At 43.7% G+C, this 19965-nt stretch carries 13 protein-coding genes; 9 read left to right on the top strand and 4 right to left on the bottom strand.

Annotation, left to right across the window (positions count from 1 at the left end):
- Positions 1-34 precede the first annotated feature (34 nt).
- On the top strand, positions 35-2467 hold the full coding sequence (locus VL525_RS10390) for a penicillin acylase family protein (protein WP_325386140.1): 2433 nt from the start codon (positions 35-37) through the stop codon (positions 2465-2467).
- Positions 2468-2517: 50 nt separating this feature from the next.
- Positions 2518-2808 carry a hypothetical protein gene (locus VL525_RS10385; protein ID WP_325386138.1) on the top strand — a complete coding sequence of 97 codons (291 nt, stop codon included), beginning with the start codon at positions 2518-2520 and terminating at the stop codon, positions 2806-2808.
- 54 nt (positions 2809-2862) lie between these two features.
- On the opposite strand, the gene VL525_RS10380 is transcribed toward VL525_RS10385, so the two are convergent.
- Positions 2863-6186 (bottom strand): TonB-dependent receptor, encoded by a 3324-nt coding sequence (locus VL525_RS10380; protein ID WP_325386136.1) that lies wholly within the window; start codon positions 6184-6186, stop codon positions 2863-2865.
- A 322-nt stretch (positions 6187-6508) separates the two neighbouring features.
- Here VL525_RS10380 and lpdA point away from each other — a divergent pair, with 322 nt between their 5' ends.
- From lpdA to smc, 7 genes are all read left to right on the top strand, one after another.
- Positions 6509-7897: a dihydrolipoyl dehydrogenase gene (lpdA, locus tag VL525_RS10375; RefSeq protein WP_325386134.1), complete on the top strand. Its 1389-nt coding sequence runs from the start codon at positions 6509-6511 to the stop codon at positions 7895-7897.
- A 73-nt stretch (positions 7898-7970) separates the two neighbouring features.
- Positions 7971-8810, top strand: coding sequence for an MBL fold metallo-hydrolase (locus tag VL525_RS10370; RefSeq protein WP_325386323.1), 840 nt, complete (start codon positions 7971-7973; stop codon positions 8808-8810).
- Positions 8811-8954: 144 nt separating this feature from the next.
- A complete protein-coding gene (locus VL525_RS10365) occupies positions 8955-9815 on the top strand; it encodes a sigma-70 family RNA polymerase sigma factor (protein ID WP_094570678.1) in 861 nt (286 codons plus the stop codon).
- 118 nt (positions 9816-9933) lie between these two features.
- Entirely contained in the window at positions 9934-11913 is a 1980-nt protein-coding gene (locus VL525_RS10360; RefSeq protein ID WP_325386128.1) for a gliding motility-associated C-terminal domain-containing protein, read from the top strand.
- 359 nt (positions 11914-12272) lie between these two features.
- The gene (locus VL525_RS10355; protein ID WP_325386126.1) at positions 12273-12932 is read left to right on the top strand and encodes an ATP-binding cassette domain-containing protein; all 660 of its coding nucleotides are present in this window, start codon (positions 12273-12275) and stop codon (positions 12930-12932) included.
- 6 nt (positions 12933-12938) lie between these two features.
- A complete protein-coding gene (locus tag VL525_RS10350; protein WP_325386124.1) occupies positions 12939-13724 on the top strand; it encodes a PhzF family phenazine biosynthesis protein in 786 nt (261 codons plus the stop codon).
- Positions 13725-13808: 84 nt separating this feature from the next.
- Positions 13809-17345, top strand: a complete 3537-nt coding sequence (gene smc, locus VL525_RS10345) for a chromosome segregation protein SMC (protein WP_325386122.1) — start codon at positions 13809-13811, stop codon at positions 17343-17345.
- Between the two features lie 61 nt (positions 17346-17406).
- Here smc and VL525_RS10340 read toward each other — a convergent pair whose 3' ends face one another.
- The 3 genes from VL525_RS10340 to VL525_RS10330 form a co-directional block, all read right to left on the bottom strand.
- Positions 17407-18978: a S41 family peptidase gene (locus tag VL525_RS10340; RefSeq protein WP_325386120.1), complete on the bottom strand. Its 1572-nt coding sequence runs from the start codon at positions 18976-18978 to the stop codon at positions 17407-17409.
- A gap of 80 nt (positions 18979-19058) precedes the next feature.
- Complete coding sequence (locus VL525_RS10335) at positions 19059-19667, bottom strand: HAD family hydrolase (protein ID WP_325386118.1); 609 nt, start codon at positions 19665-19667, stop codon at positions 19059-19061.
- Positions 19664-19960, bottom strand: a complete 297-nt coding sequence (locus VL525_RS10330; protein ID WP_325386116.1) for a hypothetical protein — start codon at positions 19958-19960, stop codon at positions 19664-19666. Before VL525_RS10330 ends, VL525_RS10335 begins: the two co-directional genes overlap by 4 nt.
- Positions 19961-19965: the final 5 nt, after the last annotated feature.

Here is a 19965-nt window from a genome sequence, read left to right as displayed (position 1 = left end):
ATTTAGTTATATTGGTCGGTACCAATCCTGACCGATGAAATACTTAGCCGTTGCTGTATTCGCTATTACGCTGGCATTGCTGTATGCACTGCAGATCAAAATCGGCGATATACCTCCTATTGGTAACATTCTTAACCCATGCACCGGTTTTTGGCAAAATGCGGAAAGCAAAAACGCTGTTCCAGACCAACAGCTAAAGGTTGATGGCCTGCAGGGTAAAGTTATCATCCATTACGACGAACACCGGGTACCGCACATCTTTGCGGAGAACGACCACGATCTGTATTACGCCCAGGGTTATATAACAGCGCATGACCGCCTGTGGGAAATGGACATACAAACTCGCAACGCGTCGGGGCGGCTTTCGGAAATCATTGGGGCAAAAGCGCTCGAAGTTGATCGCTACCATCGCCGTATAGGAATGACCTACGGCGCAGAAAATACACTGCGCGGCATGATGAAGAACCCTGTTTCTAAAATGATGATTGAAGCTTATTCCGCCGGCGTCAATAGTTACATTCACCATCTCAGCAAAAAAGATTACCCGCTGGAATTTAAATTACTGGATTATGCTCCGGAAGAATGGAAACCCATCAATTGCGCATACCTGTTAAAACTGATGTCCGAAACGCTGGCTGGCGGCTCAGACGATTTTGCCATGACGAATGATCTTAAAGTGTTTGGCGCTCAAGATGTGAACGACCTGTTCCCCGACTATCCTTTTCATGAGGACCCGATAATTCCAACCGGGACGAAATGGGATTTTAAGGCCCTGCCGCTCCCAAAACCTTCGGCAGATTTTATAGCTCAAATGACCGCGGGAATAAAGCCGAAAGAACGTATTCCCGGCATTGGCAGTAACAATTGGGCCATTGCCGGAAACAAATCAGCAAACGGTTACCCTATTTTGGCCAATGATCCTCATCTCAATCTCACTTTCCCTTCAATATGGTACCAGGTGCAATTATCGTCCCCTACGGTAAATGTTTATGGAGTTTCGCTGCCGGGCGCACCGTGTGTTGTTATTGGTTATAATCAAAACATCAGCTGGGGTGTAACCAACGTCGGTGCCGATGTGCTCGACTGGTACCAGGTCAAATTCAGGGATAAAACCAAAAACGAATATTGGTATAATAACAAGTGGAATAAAACAAGCAAGCGTGTCGAGGTTATTAATATTCGTGGCGGGAAGCCGCTTTGCGACACTGTGATTTATACTCACCACGGCCCGGTGGTTTACGACAATACGTCGCAAAAACCTAAAGACGATCATGAAAACGTACCGGTTGGCGATGCGCTACGCTGGATAGCACATGATGAGTCAGACGATTTTATGACCTTTTACCTGCTAAACCGCGGCAAAAATTACGATGACTACCGAAAAGCGCTTACCTATTATATTGCCCCTGCACAAAATTTCATTTTTGCTGATAAGGAAAAAGATATTGCTATTACACCTAATGGAAAGTTCCCGTTAAAGTTCCGTGAACAGGGTAAATATATTTTGGACGGGAGCGACCCGGCAAACAACTGGCAAGGTTGGATACCTTATGATCAGAATCCAACAGTTAAGAATCCCGCCCGTGGTTTTGTAAGTTCAGCAAATCAATCGCTAACTGACCAAACTTATCCTTATTATATCAATTGGGACTTTGAATTATATGATAGGGCGAAACGGATAAACGATTTGCTTTCGGCTATAAAAAATGCCAATACAGATAGCATCCGCCTGATGCAAATGGATGATTACAGCATGCGGGCTCATGACGTATTGCCTCAGATGCTTAAATATATCGATGCCCCGAAGCTTAACAAAGACCAGAAATGGGCACTTGAACTTATAAGGGATTGGGATAGGCATTTCTCAGCAGATTCTGAAGGGGCAAGCATTTTCAACGCCTGGTGGTTGAGCTTTTACGACATGGTTTGGGATGAGTTTGACCGCAAAGATATGCTGTTAAATTACCCCTCGTTTGACCGCACCGAAAAACTACTGCTAACCGAACCCCACTCGAAATGGTTTGATGTAATTAGTACTCCCGCGAAGGAGACAGTAGCCGATATAATAAACCGATCATTTATAGAATCGGTTAACCAACTGATCAAGGAACATGGCGAGCCTGGAAAAAACTGGCAATGGGGTGATGTGAAAGACACTCATATCAATCATTTGGCTAATCTTCCGGGTTTCGGAACGGGGCATTTTCCGGTTGGGGGGAATGGCTCCGTGATAAACGCACTTAAAGGAGGCAACGGCCCGTCGTGGCGAATGGTAGTACAACTGGGGCCCGAAGTAAAAGGCTACGGCGTTTTCCCCGGTGGCGAATCGGGCAACCCGGGTAGTTTTTATTATGATGACATGTTCAATACCTGGAAAGAGGGCAAACTAAATGAATTGTTATTCCTCAAAAATGCCGGTGAAAAATCGGCAAGAATTAAATCAACCCTTATCTTAAGCAGTAAGTAAAAATGTTATTCTTAGCTATATTCATCCTAACCGTTATCTGCAGCTATTTTTTGCCGTGGTGGTTTGCTGCAGTTATTGCCTTTGCAGCCGCGTGGTTTTTGGGCAAAAAGCCCGGCACGTCGTTCTTTGCTGGGTTTTGCGGAGTGTTTATCGCATGGACGGTACTTACTCTTTTAAAAAGCATTCCTAATGACAATATATTAGCAACTCGGGTTGCTCATCTTTTCCAGTTGCCTAATTGGTGGCTATTACTTATTGTTACTGGTTTTATAGGCGGGCTGGTTGGCGGCATGTCGGCTCTGTCCGCAGCATTACTGAAAAAAGCATTCACAAAGCGGTAATAAGAAAGCCCTCCTGAGTTAACCGGAGGGCTTTCCATTTCAAATAAAATCGGATCAATTAAAAATATAACGGATACCGAATTGTGCCTGCCACCTTGAAAGCTGGCTGATGTCAGTTTTATATGAGCTGGTTACAGGAACCAGGTTGTTAGCGTCCAGGTAAGGGAAGGAATATTTAGCCTTGCCGGTTGATGCATCAATACCCTGGTATTTCAACACTGTCACCGAGCCGCTGCTAAATCCGTTAAATGCGGTCTGATACAACCCCCAGTCCCTGTTAAGGAAGTTACCCAGGTTGATGATGTCAAACGTGAATTCTAACGTGTTTTTTACTTTGCCTGCCTGGATATAGAAATCCTGTGCAAGATGCAAGTCAGCCCTTTGGAAATAAGGCAATATGGCACCATTACGCTGAGCAAATTGGCCCCTGTGTGAACTCAGGTATTTATCCTGGCCAATAAAATTATTCAATTGAACCCACAGTTGGTCAGGTGTACGCAAATCTTTCGCGTCATTTGCTACCAGGATAATATCTCCTTTGTTTTTAGGAATATACATCAGGTCGTTGGTTGCGTTGTCATTATTAGGGTCGCCGGATGTAATGTAAGAAACAGCGCCGCTATTAGCTCTTTCAAATACCAAACCGATAGTTGTAGTAGCGTGTTTTATGTAGTCTTTCTTGTAAGCGAAAGAAGCAATGATCCTGTTTGGCTGCACAAATGAACTATTCGACAAGTTATCCGCATTGGGGTTACCTGCAACGTATCGCGTGCTCCAGATGGTTGAAGCTGTAGAGCCACCGTCGTTTACATCCTTAGTTACGGTATGCGTATAAGCGACGTTGGCGTATAAACCGTTTGAGAAGCTTTTTTGCAACTGACCGGTAACGAACCATGAATAACCTTTATTGGTATTGGTCATATAGTATAATCCTGTTATAGACGGATTGGCAGCTGTTGCGGCAGCGGCAGCCGGGGTGATGTTTTTAGAATCGTAACGAATCTGGCCTTCAACACCCGGCAAAGTTGTAAATCCGTCAGAAAGCACCAGGTTCTGATGGTAGATCGCATTAATATCTTTAGTGTATGAACCCTCGATGGTAGCGATAATACCGCCGGGTAATTTTTGGTCAACAGCCAGGTTACTTCTCCAAATCTTTGGATATTTCAGGTTCGGATCAGCTACGTCGAGCTCATAAGAAGTATTTGCAGCTGCATTGGTCGGCCTGTTTGCATTGACATTCGGGTTGAAGATCAATTGGTCATTTTGCGCCTGGGTATTGGTTGCAGCTCCTTTGTTTATAGTGTATGATCCAAACAATACGCCATTGTTTGATGCCTGGTTTGATATCCAAACAAAAGGTACTGTACCTGTAAAGAAGCCGGTCCCGCCACGTATCTGTGTCGACTGATCGCCGTTTACATCCCAGTTAAAGCCTATACGGGGAGATATTTGCACCCTGTTTTTAGGCAATACAGAAGGGTCGACGTGAATACCTTGCTGGAATGCTAACCCTGGTACGTTCGGATTTTGTTGCAATGTGGTAGGGAATGCATCATAGTCAGCTCGGATACCGTAAGTTAAACGGATATTGTCTGTCACGTGAAACTTATCCTGAGCGTATAAGCTGTATATACCGGCTTTGATCTTTGCATAAGGAAAAGATCCATCAGGCAACGCCGAAAAACGTGTCGAATAAGCAAGAGCCGGAAGTCCGTTCAGGAAATCATAGGCTGAGTTATAAGTGTACAAACCGTTGTAATTAGGAGCGAAACCATTGGTATAGCTTTGTATCTGGTCGCTTGTACCAATCACGATCTCGTGCTTACCGGCAAAAATGGTAAAGTCATCAGAGAACTGGGCGATATTAGTGCTCAATAAGTTGTTTGCAGTATACAACTCGTAACCAAAACTGGTTTGGACCGCAGATGCCGTTGTTTCTGTAACAATGCCCGTAACAGGATCAGCACTTGCAACGCCATTACCAATGTCAACCAATGGAATAGCAGTACCGCCCAACGACGCACGATAATCGCGCAACGCTGAATAACCTACTGTTAACCTGTTTGACATACTGCTGCTGATACGTGTATCCAACTCGATGATGCCAATGTTGAAGTTATTATTGATACGATAACCCGAACCATAAAATGGCAACGTGGTAACGCCCGGTGCACGGGTAGTATTACTGATACCAACGATACCGGAGTTACTTGCCGGCTGATCTTTATAAGATTTCAGGTAAAAATATTTAGCACTTAAAACATTGTTTTTATCAATGTTCCAGTCCAGCTTCACAGTCATCTTATCGCTGTGGGTCTGGTAGCTATAACCCTGGTAAGGGCCCGGATTATAGCCATAATTGGTTTGCAGGTATTGTGATATCGAATTCAAAGTAGCTGCGTCGGCCTGGGATACGTTAGCGCCCGTTGAACCACCGCTTGAAGCAACGTAAGACGTAGCAGGAGCGCTTATTCTCTCCTGTTCACCTGACAAAAAGAAGAATAATTTATTCTTAATTATCGGACCGCCAACGCTTAAGCCTGTTTGGCGATAAGTAAATGGTGTTTTGGTAATATCCGTAGGGCCGGCATGATAGCCGGTAAGTGTAGTGCTGCGAACATAATCGTAGACCGTCCCCTTAAACTCATTAGTACCCGACTTCACTACAGTATTAACACCGGCGCCGGTAAAGTTACCCTGGCGAACGTCGTAAGGGGCGATATCAACTTGTATCTGGTCAATAGCGTCCAGGGAGATCGGTTGGGAGTTTGTCTGACCGCCAAGTGTACCTGACAAACCAAATGAGTTGTTGAATAATGCACCATCAACAGTAATGTTGTTGTAACCACTGCTACGGCCGCCAAAGCTCAAACCATTGGCCGAAGGGGTCAGCTTAGTAAAATCCTGGAGCGACCTGTTGATGGTTGGCAACGCCTCGATCTGTGCGCGGCTGATCGTTTCACGTGCGCCGGTCCTCGATGTGTTAAACACTTTTCCCTGTGTGCCGGTAACTTTAACTTCCGCTAAGGTGGTGCTGTTCTCCTCTACCCTTGCGTCGATACGTTGGTCCTGGCCAATTGATAAGGTGATTCCTTCTTGCACAAATTCTTTGTAACCTACAAAAGTCACCTTGAATGTGTATGGCCCGCCTACCCTTAGGTTGGGAATGTTAAAACGTCCATCTGCACGGCTGGCGGTAGAGTATACCGTACCGGTTGGCGTGTGGGTCATTGTAATTGTCGCGCCGGGTATCGTTCCTTTACTATCGGTAACGATACCGTTAATTGACGCAGTTGTTACACCCTGGGCAAAAGCATTCTCGCCTGCGAGAAATGAAATGCCCCCCAGTAGTAATAAAAGTAAATACTTCCTCATATTTGTCTTTGTTTAAATGAATAATTTGAATGAACTGATGTGGCGCAAAGATATGTAACAGTCCCGTTACCTGAGTTAAATTTGTGTTAATATTTATTGTGTATTTTTCAACAGTTAACACATTGAGAATACAATTATTTAACACTATGTTCTTATTATTGCCATATTCATATAATTATCTGATTTATAAACCGTTAGTTAATATATCCCTCACACCGGATTTGTATATGTTTGGTAAAAATCCGGTACTATAAATGGGGTTTTTTTCAATTCCCCCCTTTTTACTTAGCTTTGCCTCAAATTCAAAAATCACATAAGAAATATGGACTACGATTTAATTGTTATTGGGTCTGGCCCGGGCGGATATGTAGCAGCAATACGCGCTTCGCAGCTTGGCTTAAAAACCGCGATAGTTGAGAAAGAATCATTGGGCGGTATATGCCTTAACTGGGGTTGCATCCCTACCAAAGCGTTGTTAAAAAGCGCGCAGGTATTTGAATATATAAATCATGCTGCCGATTATGGACTAAAGGTGACAGGTGGTGAAGTGGATTTTGAATCGGTGATCAAAAGGAGCCGTGGCGTGGCTGACGGGATGAGCAAAGGTGTCCAGTTCCTGATGAAGAAAAACAAGATCGAAGTGTTGATGGGAGCTGGTAAACTTAAATCAAAAGGTACTGTGCAGGTTACAGGTGCCGATGGCGCAACAAAAGATTATACTGCTAAACATATTATACTGGCTACCGGCGGCCGTTCACGCGAGTTACCCAACATCAAGCAGGACGGCGTAAAAGTGATAGGCTATCGCCAGGCGATGAATTTACCAAAACAACCTAAATCGATGATCGTTGTCGGATCAGGCGCAATTGGTATCGAATTCGCCTATTTCTACAACGCGCTTGGCACTAAGGTCACTGTGGTCGAATTTATGGATAATGTGGTGCCTCTCGAGGATGAAGAGGTATCAAAAGCACTGAACCGCATCCTTAAAAAACAGGGCATAGAGATCATGACCAGCTCAAATGTCGAATCGGTCGATAGCACTGGCGAAATCTGCAAGGTAAAAGTGAAAACAGCAACTGGTGTAGTCGACCTTGAAGCTGAGATCGTTCTGTCAGCAGTGGGTATCAGCACTAACCTTGAAGGCATTGGCCTGGAAGAAAACGGCGTTAAAACAGACAAAGGTAAAGTAGTTGTTGATGACTTTTATCGCACCAATGTCGAAGGCGTTTATGCCATCGGCGATATTGTAAAAGGGCAGGCATTGGCTCATGTGGCATCTGCCGAAGGCATTATTTGCGTTGAAAAAATTGCCGGTCAAAACCCTGAGCCATTAAATTACAATAACATACCTGGCTGTACTTATTGCAGCCCCGAGATAGCGTCTGTTGGCTACACTGAAAAAGCTGCTAAAGAAGCAGGATACGAGATCAAAGTGGGCAAATTCCCCTACTCTGCTTCGGGTAAAGCATCTGCTGCAGGTGCTAAAGACGGCTTTGTAAAAGTGATATTCGACGCCAAGTATGGCGAGTTCCTGGGCGCACACATGATCGGTTTTAATGTAACCGAACTGATAGCCGAAGTAGTTACCGCCCGCAAACTGGAAACTACAGGGCACGAGATCATTAAATCCGTTCACCCTCACCCAACCATGAGCGAAGCTGTTATGGAAGCAGCAGCCGAGGCTTACGGAGAGTGCATACATTTATAAGCTTATAGTTGCGGCTCATAGTTCATGATGGCTTTGATCATGAACTATGGATCTTTACCATGAACCAACATCTATGAACCTTTACACCATCGATACGGGTTTTTTTAAATTAGACGGCGGCGCTATGTTTGGCGTGGTCCCCAAATCTATCTGGAACAAAACTAATCCAGCCGATGAAAATAACCTGTGTACCTGGGCGATGCGTTGTTTGCTGGTAGAGGATGGCAACAGGCTTATTTTGATAGATACAGGCATTGGCAACAAACAGGACGCCAAATTCTTTAGCCATTATTACCTGCACGGCGATGCCAGCCTTGATTCTTCCCTGGCAAAGCATGGTTTTAATAAAGACGATATTACCGATGTTTTCCTCACACACATGCATTTCGATCATGTAGGCGGAGCGGTAATACGCAAAGGCGATAAATTGACTCCTGCCTTCAAGAATGCGACCTATTGGAGTAACCCGAAACATTGGGATTGGGCGGTAAATCCCAACGACCGCGAAAAGGCATCATTCCTGAAAGAAAACATATTACCAATTCAGGAAAGCGGTCAGCTTAAGTTTATTGACGCAGAAGCTGGAACCGGGTTTACAAAAGATTTCGGCCTGCGTTTTGTTTCCGGTCATACCGAATCCATGATGCTGCCACTTATTCGTTACAAAAACAGGGAAATATTGTACATGGCAGATCTGACACCTTCTGTTGGGCACTTGCCTATCCCCTATGTGATGGCTTATGATATGTTCCCCCTGACTACGCTGAATGAAAAAAAGGCATTGCTTGGTGAAGCTCTCGCCAATAATTATGTGTTGTTTTTTGAACACGACCCTGTAAACGAATGCTGCACATTGCAGCAAACGGAAAAAGGCATCCGTGTTGAGGCAACTTTTAAGCTTGAAGAATTGTAATTAGAGTTAAAAAGTCTCTAATTTTACTAAAAAGCAATATAAATAATCTAAATGTAAAGATATAATTGCTTATGTTTTTTTCATAACAATTTTGTACCTTTGCACGTTCCATTCTAAAGTATAGAATCGAGGTAATAAAAATAGATGAGACAACTCAAAATAACCCAATCCATTACCAATCGTGAGTCCCAATCACTTGACAAATATCTTCACGAAATCGGTAAGGTTGATCTGATAACAGCCGAAGAAGAAGTAATATTAGCCCAAAAAATACGCGAGGGAGATCAGGCAGCACTGGAGAGGTTAACAAAAACAAATCTTCGTTTTGTCGTTTCGGTGGCAAAACAATATCAAAATCAAGGACTTACCTTAGGCGACCTGATAAATGAAGGTAACCTTGGCCTGATCAAAGCTGCAAAGCGATTTGACGAAACCAAAGGTTTTAAATTCATTTCATACGCCGTATGGTGGATCCGCCAGTCTATTCTGCAGGCGATTGCCGAACAGTCGCGTATTGTACGTTTGCCTTTGAACCAGGTAGGTTCACTAAGCAAGATCAGCAAAGCATTTTCAAAACTGGAACAGGAATATGAGCGCGAGCCTTCACCCGAAGAACTTGCTGACATGCTGGAAACTACTGTAGATAAAATTTCTGACACACTGAGCAATTCGGGCCGTCATGTATCGATGGACGCACCTTTTGTACAGGGCGAAGAAAACACGTTGCTGGACGTACTCGAAAACCAGGAGCCCAATACCGACTCGATACTGATCAATGAATCATTATCGGAAGAGATCAAGCGTTCGCTTTCAACCTTAACGGAACGCGAGCGCGAGATCATTGTATTATTCTTTGGTTTGGGCACTAATCATCCTCTTTCATTGGAGGAAATAGGTGAGAAATTCAACCTTACCCGCGAACGCGTAAGGCAGATAAAAGACAAAGCCCTTCAACGCTTAAGGCATACGTCGAGAAGTAAGATACTCAAGTCCTACTTAGGATAATGTTCAAAGCCTTCGTCAAAAGCGAAGGCTTTTTAATTTACGGCTAACATTATCCGCTCTGGTTTTTTTCAATAAATAAACTAAATTTATAGGTTGTAACTATTGCTTTTATAACCTGATGCGCCTGCTATTTTTTGTTCCATTATTATTTGCGGCCTTTATTTCCATTCCTGTATCGACAAACGCGCAGGTGTGCAATGGCAGTTTGGGGGCGCCGGTAGTGAATGAAACTTTCGGTTCCGGCAAAACTTTTGGCGAGATAGGCGCTCCGCTTGCGCCGGGAATAACAAATTTGAAATATAACGCCACTTCGTGCGGGGGTGAGGATGGGGAATATAGCCTTCTATCATCTATGGGTACATCTTGCAAAGGGGGTACCTGGAAATACATTGGCCACGATAACACAGGGGATAAAAACGGGTATATGATGATCATTAATGCCACCGATGAGCCCAGCGAGTTTTTTACTTATCGTGTAAAAGGAGAACTGTTATGCGCAAACACCAATTACCAATTTGCAGCCTGGGTATTGAATATTTTGCGCGATCTTCCGCAAACAAAGGGCTATTCCGAACCTAATATTACTTTTAGCATAGAAAAACCGGACGGCACAGTGTTGAAAAGTTTTAACACCGGTAATATCAAAGCAGATGACCTTTCAATTCCATCGTGGAAACAATATGGGACATTTTTCACCTCTCCCAATGACGGGTCGGATGTCATCGTAAAAATGACCAACAATAGCAGGGGCGGCTTAGGTAATGACCTTGCTCTCGACGATATAACATTCAGTCCATGTGGCCCGCTCATACAAACCGGGTTTGCCGTTATTGGGAACACGGGCGATAAAAACAACTGCATTAACGATGACCTGAATTACACCCTGGTAGCGCAACAGCAAGGGTACCTCGACCCGGCTTATCAGTGGCAAAGAAAAATACTGGGTGACACCGTGTGGACCGATGTTTCTGGCGCCACCACTACAACTTATAATGTTGTTATTCCGAATGCCCGGGTAGGGCTTTATCAATACCGTATCGGTGTGTTGAGCAGTGCAAATGCCGGGTCGGAAAAGTGCCGGATATATTCCGATCCGCTTAATATTAACGTATATCCGTTGCCAACTTACCCACTTTCTTCAACTACTACCACCTGCATAGGCAGCCCGCTCATTTTAAGGGCTGAAGGTGGAGACAGTTATTTGTGGACAGGCCCCAATAACTTCACATCGATTGAAAACAGTCCAACTGTCACCGTCAATGCCGACCATAGTTACGAAGGCGACTATATACTCAGAATAATCAAAAATGGCTGCCCGCTTTTCGCGACCACTACGGTAAGAGTATTTGATGCCGTAACGGCTGAGCCGCTAAATGACGTTGCAATATGTGAGGGCGGTTCTGTACAATTCAACGTGGTGAGCACTAATGCAACCAAATTTAAGTGGTACCCGTCAACCGGCCTCGACCGTGATGATATCGCCAACCCAACAGCAACTCCGGGTATAACGACAACTTACAAGGTAGAAATAAGCAATGACGCATGCCCGGGATACATCAAATCTGCGACCTCAACAGTCACTGTTTACAAGAACCCGGTGGCCGATGCGGGAAAAACATTCAGCATGAATGAAGGAGAAACCGCTAAACTCAATGGGAAGGCATCAGGCGATAACATCGTCGCCTACTGGACGCCTGCCGAATACCTGGATGACCCTACGTCGCTGACACCGGTAACCACTGCTACCGCCAATATCACGTATACGCTTCATGTCGAATCGACCGTAGGCTGCGGGATAAGCACCAGCAGTGTTTTTGTACGGGTTTATAAAAAACTGGGGATCGTCAATACTTTTACCCCCAACAGCGACGGGGTAAATGATATTTGGAACATCAAAAATATTGACGATTACCCGAATGCACAAATTGACATTTACGACCGTGGCGGGCAGCGAATATTTCACAGCATTGGCTATGGCAAACCCTGGGACGGAACAAATAAGGGCAGCAAGGCTATCGCCGGCACCTACTATTACATTATTGATTTTAAGGAAGGTGGCCTGAAAAAAAAATCAGGGTGGGTTTTATTGGTCCGATGATCAGCTCATTTAACTTATGCTGAACAATAATTTAAACTGTAATCTGTTTCATTGTTTGGAAAAGCCCGGCGTTTGAAAAGATTAAGCATTTTAACAATTCAGTTTTACTTGCTAATATTTTGGTACAACATTGCATGTACCATAGCTGCACAAATTCTCATTTTATTTGGCGGGCTGCCAATAAATGCTGCAAGCTTTTTCATAGCTAAACTATTGGGTTATTCAGGTGCCTTAGGCCTTGATCACTATACCTCAAAAAATCATTATTATTATTTCCGGAACACCGGCTATAGTATGCGATGGATATTTGTTAGTGCTTTTATAACCGACATATTCGTTTACTTAATTATCGCGCTTATATGTTTAAACTAACTGTCGATAGTGTCGACCTCGAGTTTAACGGCCGTAAAATATTACAGGATATTTATCTTGATTGCTCAACGGGCGAGGTACTCGGCATTCTCGGCAGGAATGGCTGTGGCAAATCTTCACTTTTGAAGATTATTTTCGGTTTGCTTACTCCTACTCACAAATATTTGAGCATTAACAATGAGGTTCTTGATAAAGGTTACCATAAAAACAGGATAGCTTATTTACCACAGCATAATTATTTACCTAAAGGGATACGTATCAGCAGCCTGGCTAAGATGCTGGTTGCTCCGGAATATTGGAGTGACTTTTCAAACCTGGATATTTACCGGGAACACAAGCTAAAGAAAACAGAGCAGCTATCCGGCGGAGAATTACGGCAACTCGGAATGCTGATGATCCTTTACAACCGGTCCAATTTTATTTTACTGGACGAGCCATTTACACACGTTACTCCGATACAGGCAGATTATTTCAAGGGCATTATAAAAGCCGTTTCTAAAAACAAGGGCATTATCGTTACCGATCATCAATACCACAATATCATTGACGTTAGCGACCGGCTTATTCTTATTACCGAAGGGTGCACAAAACCTGTTACAAGCCCTGATGATTTGGTTACTTATAACTATCTTAGCAGTAACAATTAAATTGCAATGACTATCCCAATTTACCAGGCTGATGCCTTTACCAATCGTTTGTTTGGCGGCAATCCGGCTGCCATTTGCCCCTTAAATGAGTGGCTGCCCGACGAAACCATGCAGAGAATCGCCACGGAAAACAACCTTGCTGAAACAGCTTTTTTTGTAGTTGAAGGTGATGGATATAAACTAAGATGGTTTACTCCTGAATTTGAGATCGACTTATGCGGGCACGCAACACTTGCTTCGGCCCATATCATATTTACAGAATTAGGATACCAAAAAGACACGATCAATTTTCAGACCGTAAAAGCAGGAGTACTGACCGTAAAAAAAGATGGCAATAAGTATACTATGGATTTTCCTTCGCGGCCACCTATAGGTATCGAAGTACCAAACGGATTGGTTGAAGCATTGGGCGGTAAGGAACCTGTGGCCGTATTACGTTCGAGAGATTATTTCGTTGTATACGAGACAGAGGACGACATTCTTGATATTGCTCCTGACTTTTCAGCGCTCTCAAAATTTGACACAGTAGGTTTTATCGTAACTGCCCGCGGCCAAAAATCGGATTTTGTTTCACGCTTTTTCGCCCCCGGTGCAGGTATACCGGAGGATCCTGTTACCGGGTCAGCGCATTGCAATCTAATCCCCTATTGGGCCGACAAACTTGGAAAGAGCACATTACACGCTTACCAGCTATCTGCCCGCAAAGGTGAATTATGGTGCGAATTGAAAGGTGACAGGGTATTGATGAGCGGCAATGCCGTTACCTATTTAAAAGGAGAGATTTTTGTTTAGGATTGAAGCGGAAAACTCAAAGCATAAAATTATAATCGAACCAGGAAGCTTTCAGCATCGTGCTTTAAGCTTTAAACCCATAAAATGCAGCTCAGTAAGTTAGAGATCAAGGGATTTAAAAGCTTTGGCGATAAGGTAACCATCAACTTTAATGAGGGTGTTACGGCTATCGTCGGGCCTAACGGCTGCGGCAAATCCAATGTGGTGGATTCCATTCGCTGGGTACTTGGCGAGCAGAGCACACGCATGTTGCGGAGTGAAAAGATGGAAAACATCATTTTCAATGGCACCAAAGGCCGCAAGGCTGCGAATCTCGCAGAGGTTTCCCTCAGTTTCGATAACACTAAAAACATTCTTCCAACCGAATTTTCGCAGGTTACTATAACCCGTAAATTGTACAGGGCCGGCGAAAGCGAGTATTGGCTTAACGATGTGCAGTGCCGCTTAAAGGATATCACCGATCTTTTCCTGGATACTGGTATCGGGGCCGACTCCTACTCTATCATCGAGTTAAAGATGATCGATGAGATCATCGCCAACAAGGAAGGTTCGAGACGCAATCTTTTCGAAGAAGCTTCGGGTATATCAAAATATAAGCTTCGCAAAAAACAAACTTTTAACAAGCTAAAGGATACAGAAGCTGACCTGGAACGTGTTGAAGACCTGTTGTCCGAGATCGAGAAAAACCTCAAAACGCTGGAGAACCAGGCTAAAAAAACAGAGCGCTATTACAGATTGAAGGAACAGTACAAAAACCTCAGCATTATGCTGGCTTCTTTCCGTATTATCACTTTTAGCGAATCGCTGAAAAAAATCGAGGAACAGGAACAGAAACAGCATGATGAAAAACTGGCTATTGTAACACAAATTGACAATACCGAAGCATTGTTGCAACAGCAAAAAACCGACAGCCTTGTAAAGGAAAAGAACCTGGCAGCACAGCAAAAGGCCACCAACGATTTTGTTGGAAAGATCAGGGCTTACGAAAATGAAAAGAAGATAAAAAACGAACAGCTAAAATTTCAACAGGACAAGGAATCGCGCCTGAGCGGCGAATTGGAGCGCGACCGTAACCAATTGAATCATGTGCTGTACAACATCAAAAGGCTCGCTGAAGAAAAGTTACTGGAAGACGAAAATCTGCAAAGGGTGCAGCTGACCGTTGGTGAACTTAAGGAATCTGTAGACGAATTAAGGGCACAGCAAAATTCTGCGCGAGCCGAACTAAATGAGATCAATACTGCGAATAACACTTTGCAAAACGAAATATATAAGGCTGAAAAGCACTTAGATATATTGCAAATACAGCAACAGGCGCTTGAACAGGAAGGTCAGCGAAATTTGGAGGATACATCCAACAAGGAAACCGAGTTATCGCACTTTAACCAGGCTGTGGCCGAATTGCAATACAGGTCGGACTCGATGGATAAGGAATTGCAAATGATGACCGGGTTAGAAGATCAGTTACAGCTGCAGATAAAAGAAACGGAGATTGAATCGGAGGAGATCAAGGAAACCATAGTTAAAGAGAGCCGCAAACTTGACGCCAAACAAAACGAGTACAACCTGACCAAAAGCATGGTTGATAACCTGGAAGGCTTTCCGGAATCGATCCGGTTCCTGAAGAAAACAACCGGCTGGGCAAAGAATGCTCCTTTGTTTAGCGACGTACTTTTTTGCCGCGAGGAATACCGGGTGGCTATTGAAAACTACCTTGAGCCTTTGATGAATTACTACGTCGTTGAAGATTACGATGAAGCCATAGCGGCTATTAATCTCTTGAGTAACTCCTCGCAGGGAAGAGCGCAATTTTTTATATTAAATAACTACAAAAATCAAACACCAGCGGCAGCATTGATTGAAGGTGCAGTTGCTGCTTTGGACGTTATCGAAGTTGAGCCTCGCTACAGAAACCTTTGCAACCATCTGCTTAAAAACGTTTACCTGGTTAACGATTCAACAGAAAAGGACCTTAACAGTACTTTGTTGCACGAAGACGTGGTTTTAATAGGTAAAAGCGGAAAATTCAATAAATCAAAATTGACCATGGCCGGGGGCTCGGTTGGCTTGTTCGAAGGTAAGCGCATAGGCCGTGCCCGGAACCTGGATAACCTGGCAAAAGAGATCAGGTCGGTTGAAAACAAGATCAACGAGCAAAAAAATCGTTACAGTGATCTTCAAAGCAAGCTATCGACACTGAAAATGCTTGGCAAAAGCGAGCAGATAAAGCAATTGCATGACGATCTTAACAGGCTAAACACGGAACTGATCACCGTAAAAACCCGCCAGGAGCAATACCAGGCATTTATCGAGAACAGCCTGAACCGCAAAGCAGACATAGCCGAAAAGATTGCCAGTATTAAAGAAGAAATGCTCCGTTTGCAGCCCGAATTAGTCGGATTAAAGACACAAAAGGAAGAAAAAGGGGCGCTTTTAGCCCAAAAACAGCTAACATTTAACGAACTGAACGAAACAGCCACCGTCCAGTCCAACACTTACAACCAGGAAAACATTCGTTTTCATCAGCAGCAAAATAAAGTGTCCGGATTAGTTAAGGATATGGAATACCGGGAGACCCAAAAGGAAAGCCTGGAAAGCCGCATCGATCAGAACAGCGCTGAATTGGAAAAGGTAAAACTCGCCATAACTGAAAACCTGGCACAGTCCGATCACTCCGATGAGGACCTGATGGAAATGTACCAGCAAAAGGAAGAACTGGAGAAGGCGACCCATCAGGCCGAGCAGGAATATTATGCGTGGAGGAACGAAATAACGGAGACCGAAAATATTATATCGGCGTTAAGGCGAAAAAAGGAGCAATTTGAAGTAGTTGAAAATGAGCTTAAGGACGAACGAAACAGCCTGAAGCTGGAGCTAAATGCGTTAAAAGAGCGACTTTCGGTTGAATTTAATATTGATATACAGGAGTTGTTGGATGCAGAGCCACCTGCCGGCGAGAACGAAGGCGAACTGCGCGATAAAACTGAAAAGTTAAAAAGACAGCTCGACGATTTTGGGCCGATAAACCCGCTGGCGGTAGATGCTTATAACGAGATGAATACCCGCTATGAGTTTATACAGGCACAAAAGAAGGACCTGAGCGAGGCGAAAGCATCTTTGTTGGAAACTATAAAGGAAATAGACGATACCGCTCGTGAAAAGTTTATGCAAGCGTTCGGGAATGTACGGGAGAATTTTATAAAAGTTTTCCGGTCGCTATTTAACGAAGAAGACTCGTGCGACCTGATACTGACTGAACCGGAAAATCCGTTGGAGTCGGACATCGACATTATAGCCCGGCCAAAAGGTAAGCGCCCGCTGTCCATCAACCAGCTTTCTGGTGGCGAAAAAACGCTGACCGCCACCGCCATCCTGTTTTCGCTTTACCTGTTGAAGCCTGCTCCCTTCTGTATTTTTGATGAAGTGGATGCTCCGCTGGACGATACAAACATTGATAAGTTCAATAATATTATACGTGATTTTTCCAGCCAGTCACAATTCATTATCGTGTCCCACAACAAAAGAACCATCGCCAGCACTGATGTGATATACGGCGTAACAATGGTTGAGCAGGGTGTTTCGAGAGTTGTGCCCGTCGACTTAAGGGAACTGGCGGATTAAGTAAAAAAGCCGGAAACAGTTATCGTCCCCGGCTTTCGAAAGTTTGTACCTGTAAACTTATTTATCTCATCTTAAGCTTTTTACCAAATATCATCCCGGTAAACTTGTGTTTTTCGAGTTGTTTACCTGCCAGGCCTTGAGCTTCTATAGAAAGTGTCCTTTGGTTGGCAGCAAGGCTTTGTATCGTGGTTCCCTTTACTGAATAAGTGCCCGTCTTGACATAGTTAAGCGCATGGGCCAGTAAGCCTTCGGTAGGGTCGCCGAAATCCTTGGAAACGTCGTCGTAGTCCTGAACACCCGGATAGCTTGAACTCCCGGGAGTAAAGCCCGCATAATAATCACCCTGGCCGGCAGAGTTTTTCGTTGAAAACTCCGGGATATACAATTGATATTTATTAATATCTATATCAAAGAAACCAACTGGTTTACCATAACTGGTTCTGCCGATAAATTGCACGTCCATATTGGGACGAAGGTTATTGATCGTCAGTTCACTTGCTGACGCTGTAGAACCCGTTACGATGAAAAACACGCGGTTCACATTTAACGACCCTTGTTTAGCAAAATTCACTGCATTTCCCGCTACCGAATAGTCAAACTGTGCATAATTATAGTCCTGCCCGGAAGATTGGTCCTTCCGCCATTGGTTTTTGAGCAGCACTTCCTTATTCCCGGTCAATATGTCGTTATAGTAAGTATTATACATCAAACTTCCGGATTTACCGCTGGGCACTATCAGGTTGTCAAGGTATTCGGCCGTAGCTACGTAGCCGCCGCCGTTGTAACGCAAATCGACGACAAGATCGGTTACATTTTGCGCCGTAAAATAATTGAATGCCGCATTAAGCTGCGGGCTTGCATTCGATGGAGATGTAAAACTGTTGAATACGATATACCCTACAACGTGCCCGTTACCCTGATCAAATGTCTTATAGGTTAACACAGGGTTAACCGTATAATTAGCTACCCCAAGGTTAGTCACCGTAAGCGTTGTACCATCGGGCTTCATCAAGTCCATCGAAATGGTGTTACTGTTAGAGTAAGCGTTTATCACAAAATTTAAATTCGCGCTGCTTCCATCGCCATAGCCTGGTGCATCGTACGATAACGACGTCCGGCCATTTATTTTAGTGATCTGGTAACCACGCTTTATGCCAGCCAGATCTGCCGGTGAGCCTGGATAGACAAACTTTATCCTGAGGTCATTAATATCGTTATACAACGGTGCAAAGCCAAAATCTCCTATAACACCGTTTAATTCGCCCGAAACTGTTCCGTCGTCAATAAACGAATATTTTGATTCGCCCGGCGCAGGTGAATAATATTCGTAAGGCTGACTGGTATTTGGATTTATCGCTATTTGTGATAATGCGTCCACTTCATTTTGCAAGGCAGTGATGTCATCGCCACCGGTAAACGTCCTGGGTTTAAACGTGGCGTAATCTGGCAGCGATTTATACCACAAGTAATCTTCTTTTGCATATAAAAAGATCGAATCCTTGATCTTATCAAGGGTGGTACCCGGCGCATCGGGACCTGTAACATCAGGCGTCGGATTGACTTTCTTATTGCTTTTGCACGCTGCAAACAGCACTACAGAAAGTATAAAAATTGAGTAAATAGTTTTTTTCATATTGGTTTGAATATAAATATATCTTTTGAAAATATCTTGATTTAAACGAAATATACGATAATATGTTATAGACAGACTTTTTAAAGCCCGGTTAGTTTTATAAAATCTATTCCAGAGGCTTCAGCACACTGCTCATCCGTATCATCTGCACCTATCATTACTATATTTCTGCGCTGCAAATTATGCTCTTTTATTAACAGGTCAATACAGTCCGTTTCGGGCTTTGGAACCAGTTCGTTTGCAAAATAACAGGTAAGATAAGGTTCAAGACCATTCCATTCCACCTGTTTTATTTTATTCAATTGCTGTCCGGGATTGCCGTTGGTCACAATAAATATTTTTTTACGGTCCATCACAACTTCCTGCAACAGCTCCAGCATGCTCCGAAACAACAAAAGTTTCAGCGGAAGTTTTGCCGTGTTACTTAAGTGATTAAAATTAGCCCGGTATTTTTCGTCAAGGTTAAGCTTTTTCTTCAAATTATCAAATACATGCTCCTTCCCTTCTGACGAGTACGTACCGGTCATATTGTTGGTTGCTTCTTTAGCGTCTATCATTTCGGTATATTCCAAAAAGCTGGCAAACAGGTAATATACCTGGTACCAATAATCTTTTGCGGGATACAGCACGTCATCCAGCTCAAAAACAAAGGCATCCTTACGTGCATCAATATCAGCGTACCGTATCATTCGGAAAAAATATTAATACCGTATTCACTAAACAACTGTCTTGAATTTAACAATAGGTCTATCTCGTGCCGGCGTAAAGGATATATTGCTTTAATATTTTTGTCGAGGCACAAGGTTAACATACGGTGAGCGTAACTGGCGTCTGCCGGATCGGGCAGTTTAATTATTTTGCCCGACCTGATCAATATTTCCGGCAGTTCGAGATAATCACCTAATAAAACATCAGCGGCGGTCAATGTATTTTTCAGCGCATATGCTTCAGAAGAATTCGCTGCTGTAATTAACGTATACATTAAAA

It is taken from the genome of Mucilaginibacter sp., from assembly GCF_035492695.1.
In the GTDB taxonomy this organism is placed as follows: domain Bacteria; phylum Bacteroidota; class Bacteroidia; order Sphingobacteriales; family Sphingobacteriaceae; genus Mucilaginibacter.
The sequence above is the reverse complement of the archived record's forward strand: the minus strand, read 5'-3'. Positions and strand labels throughout refer to the sequence as shown.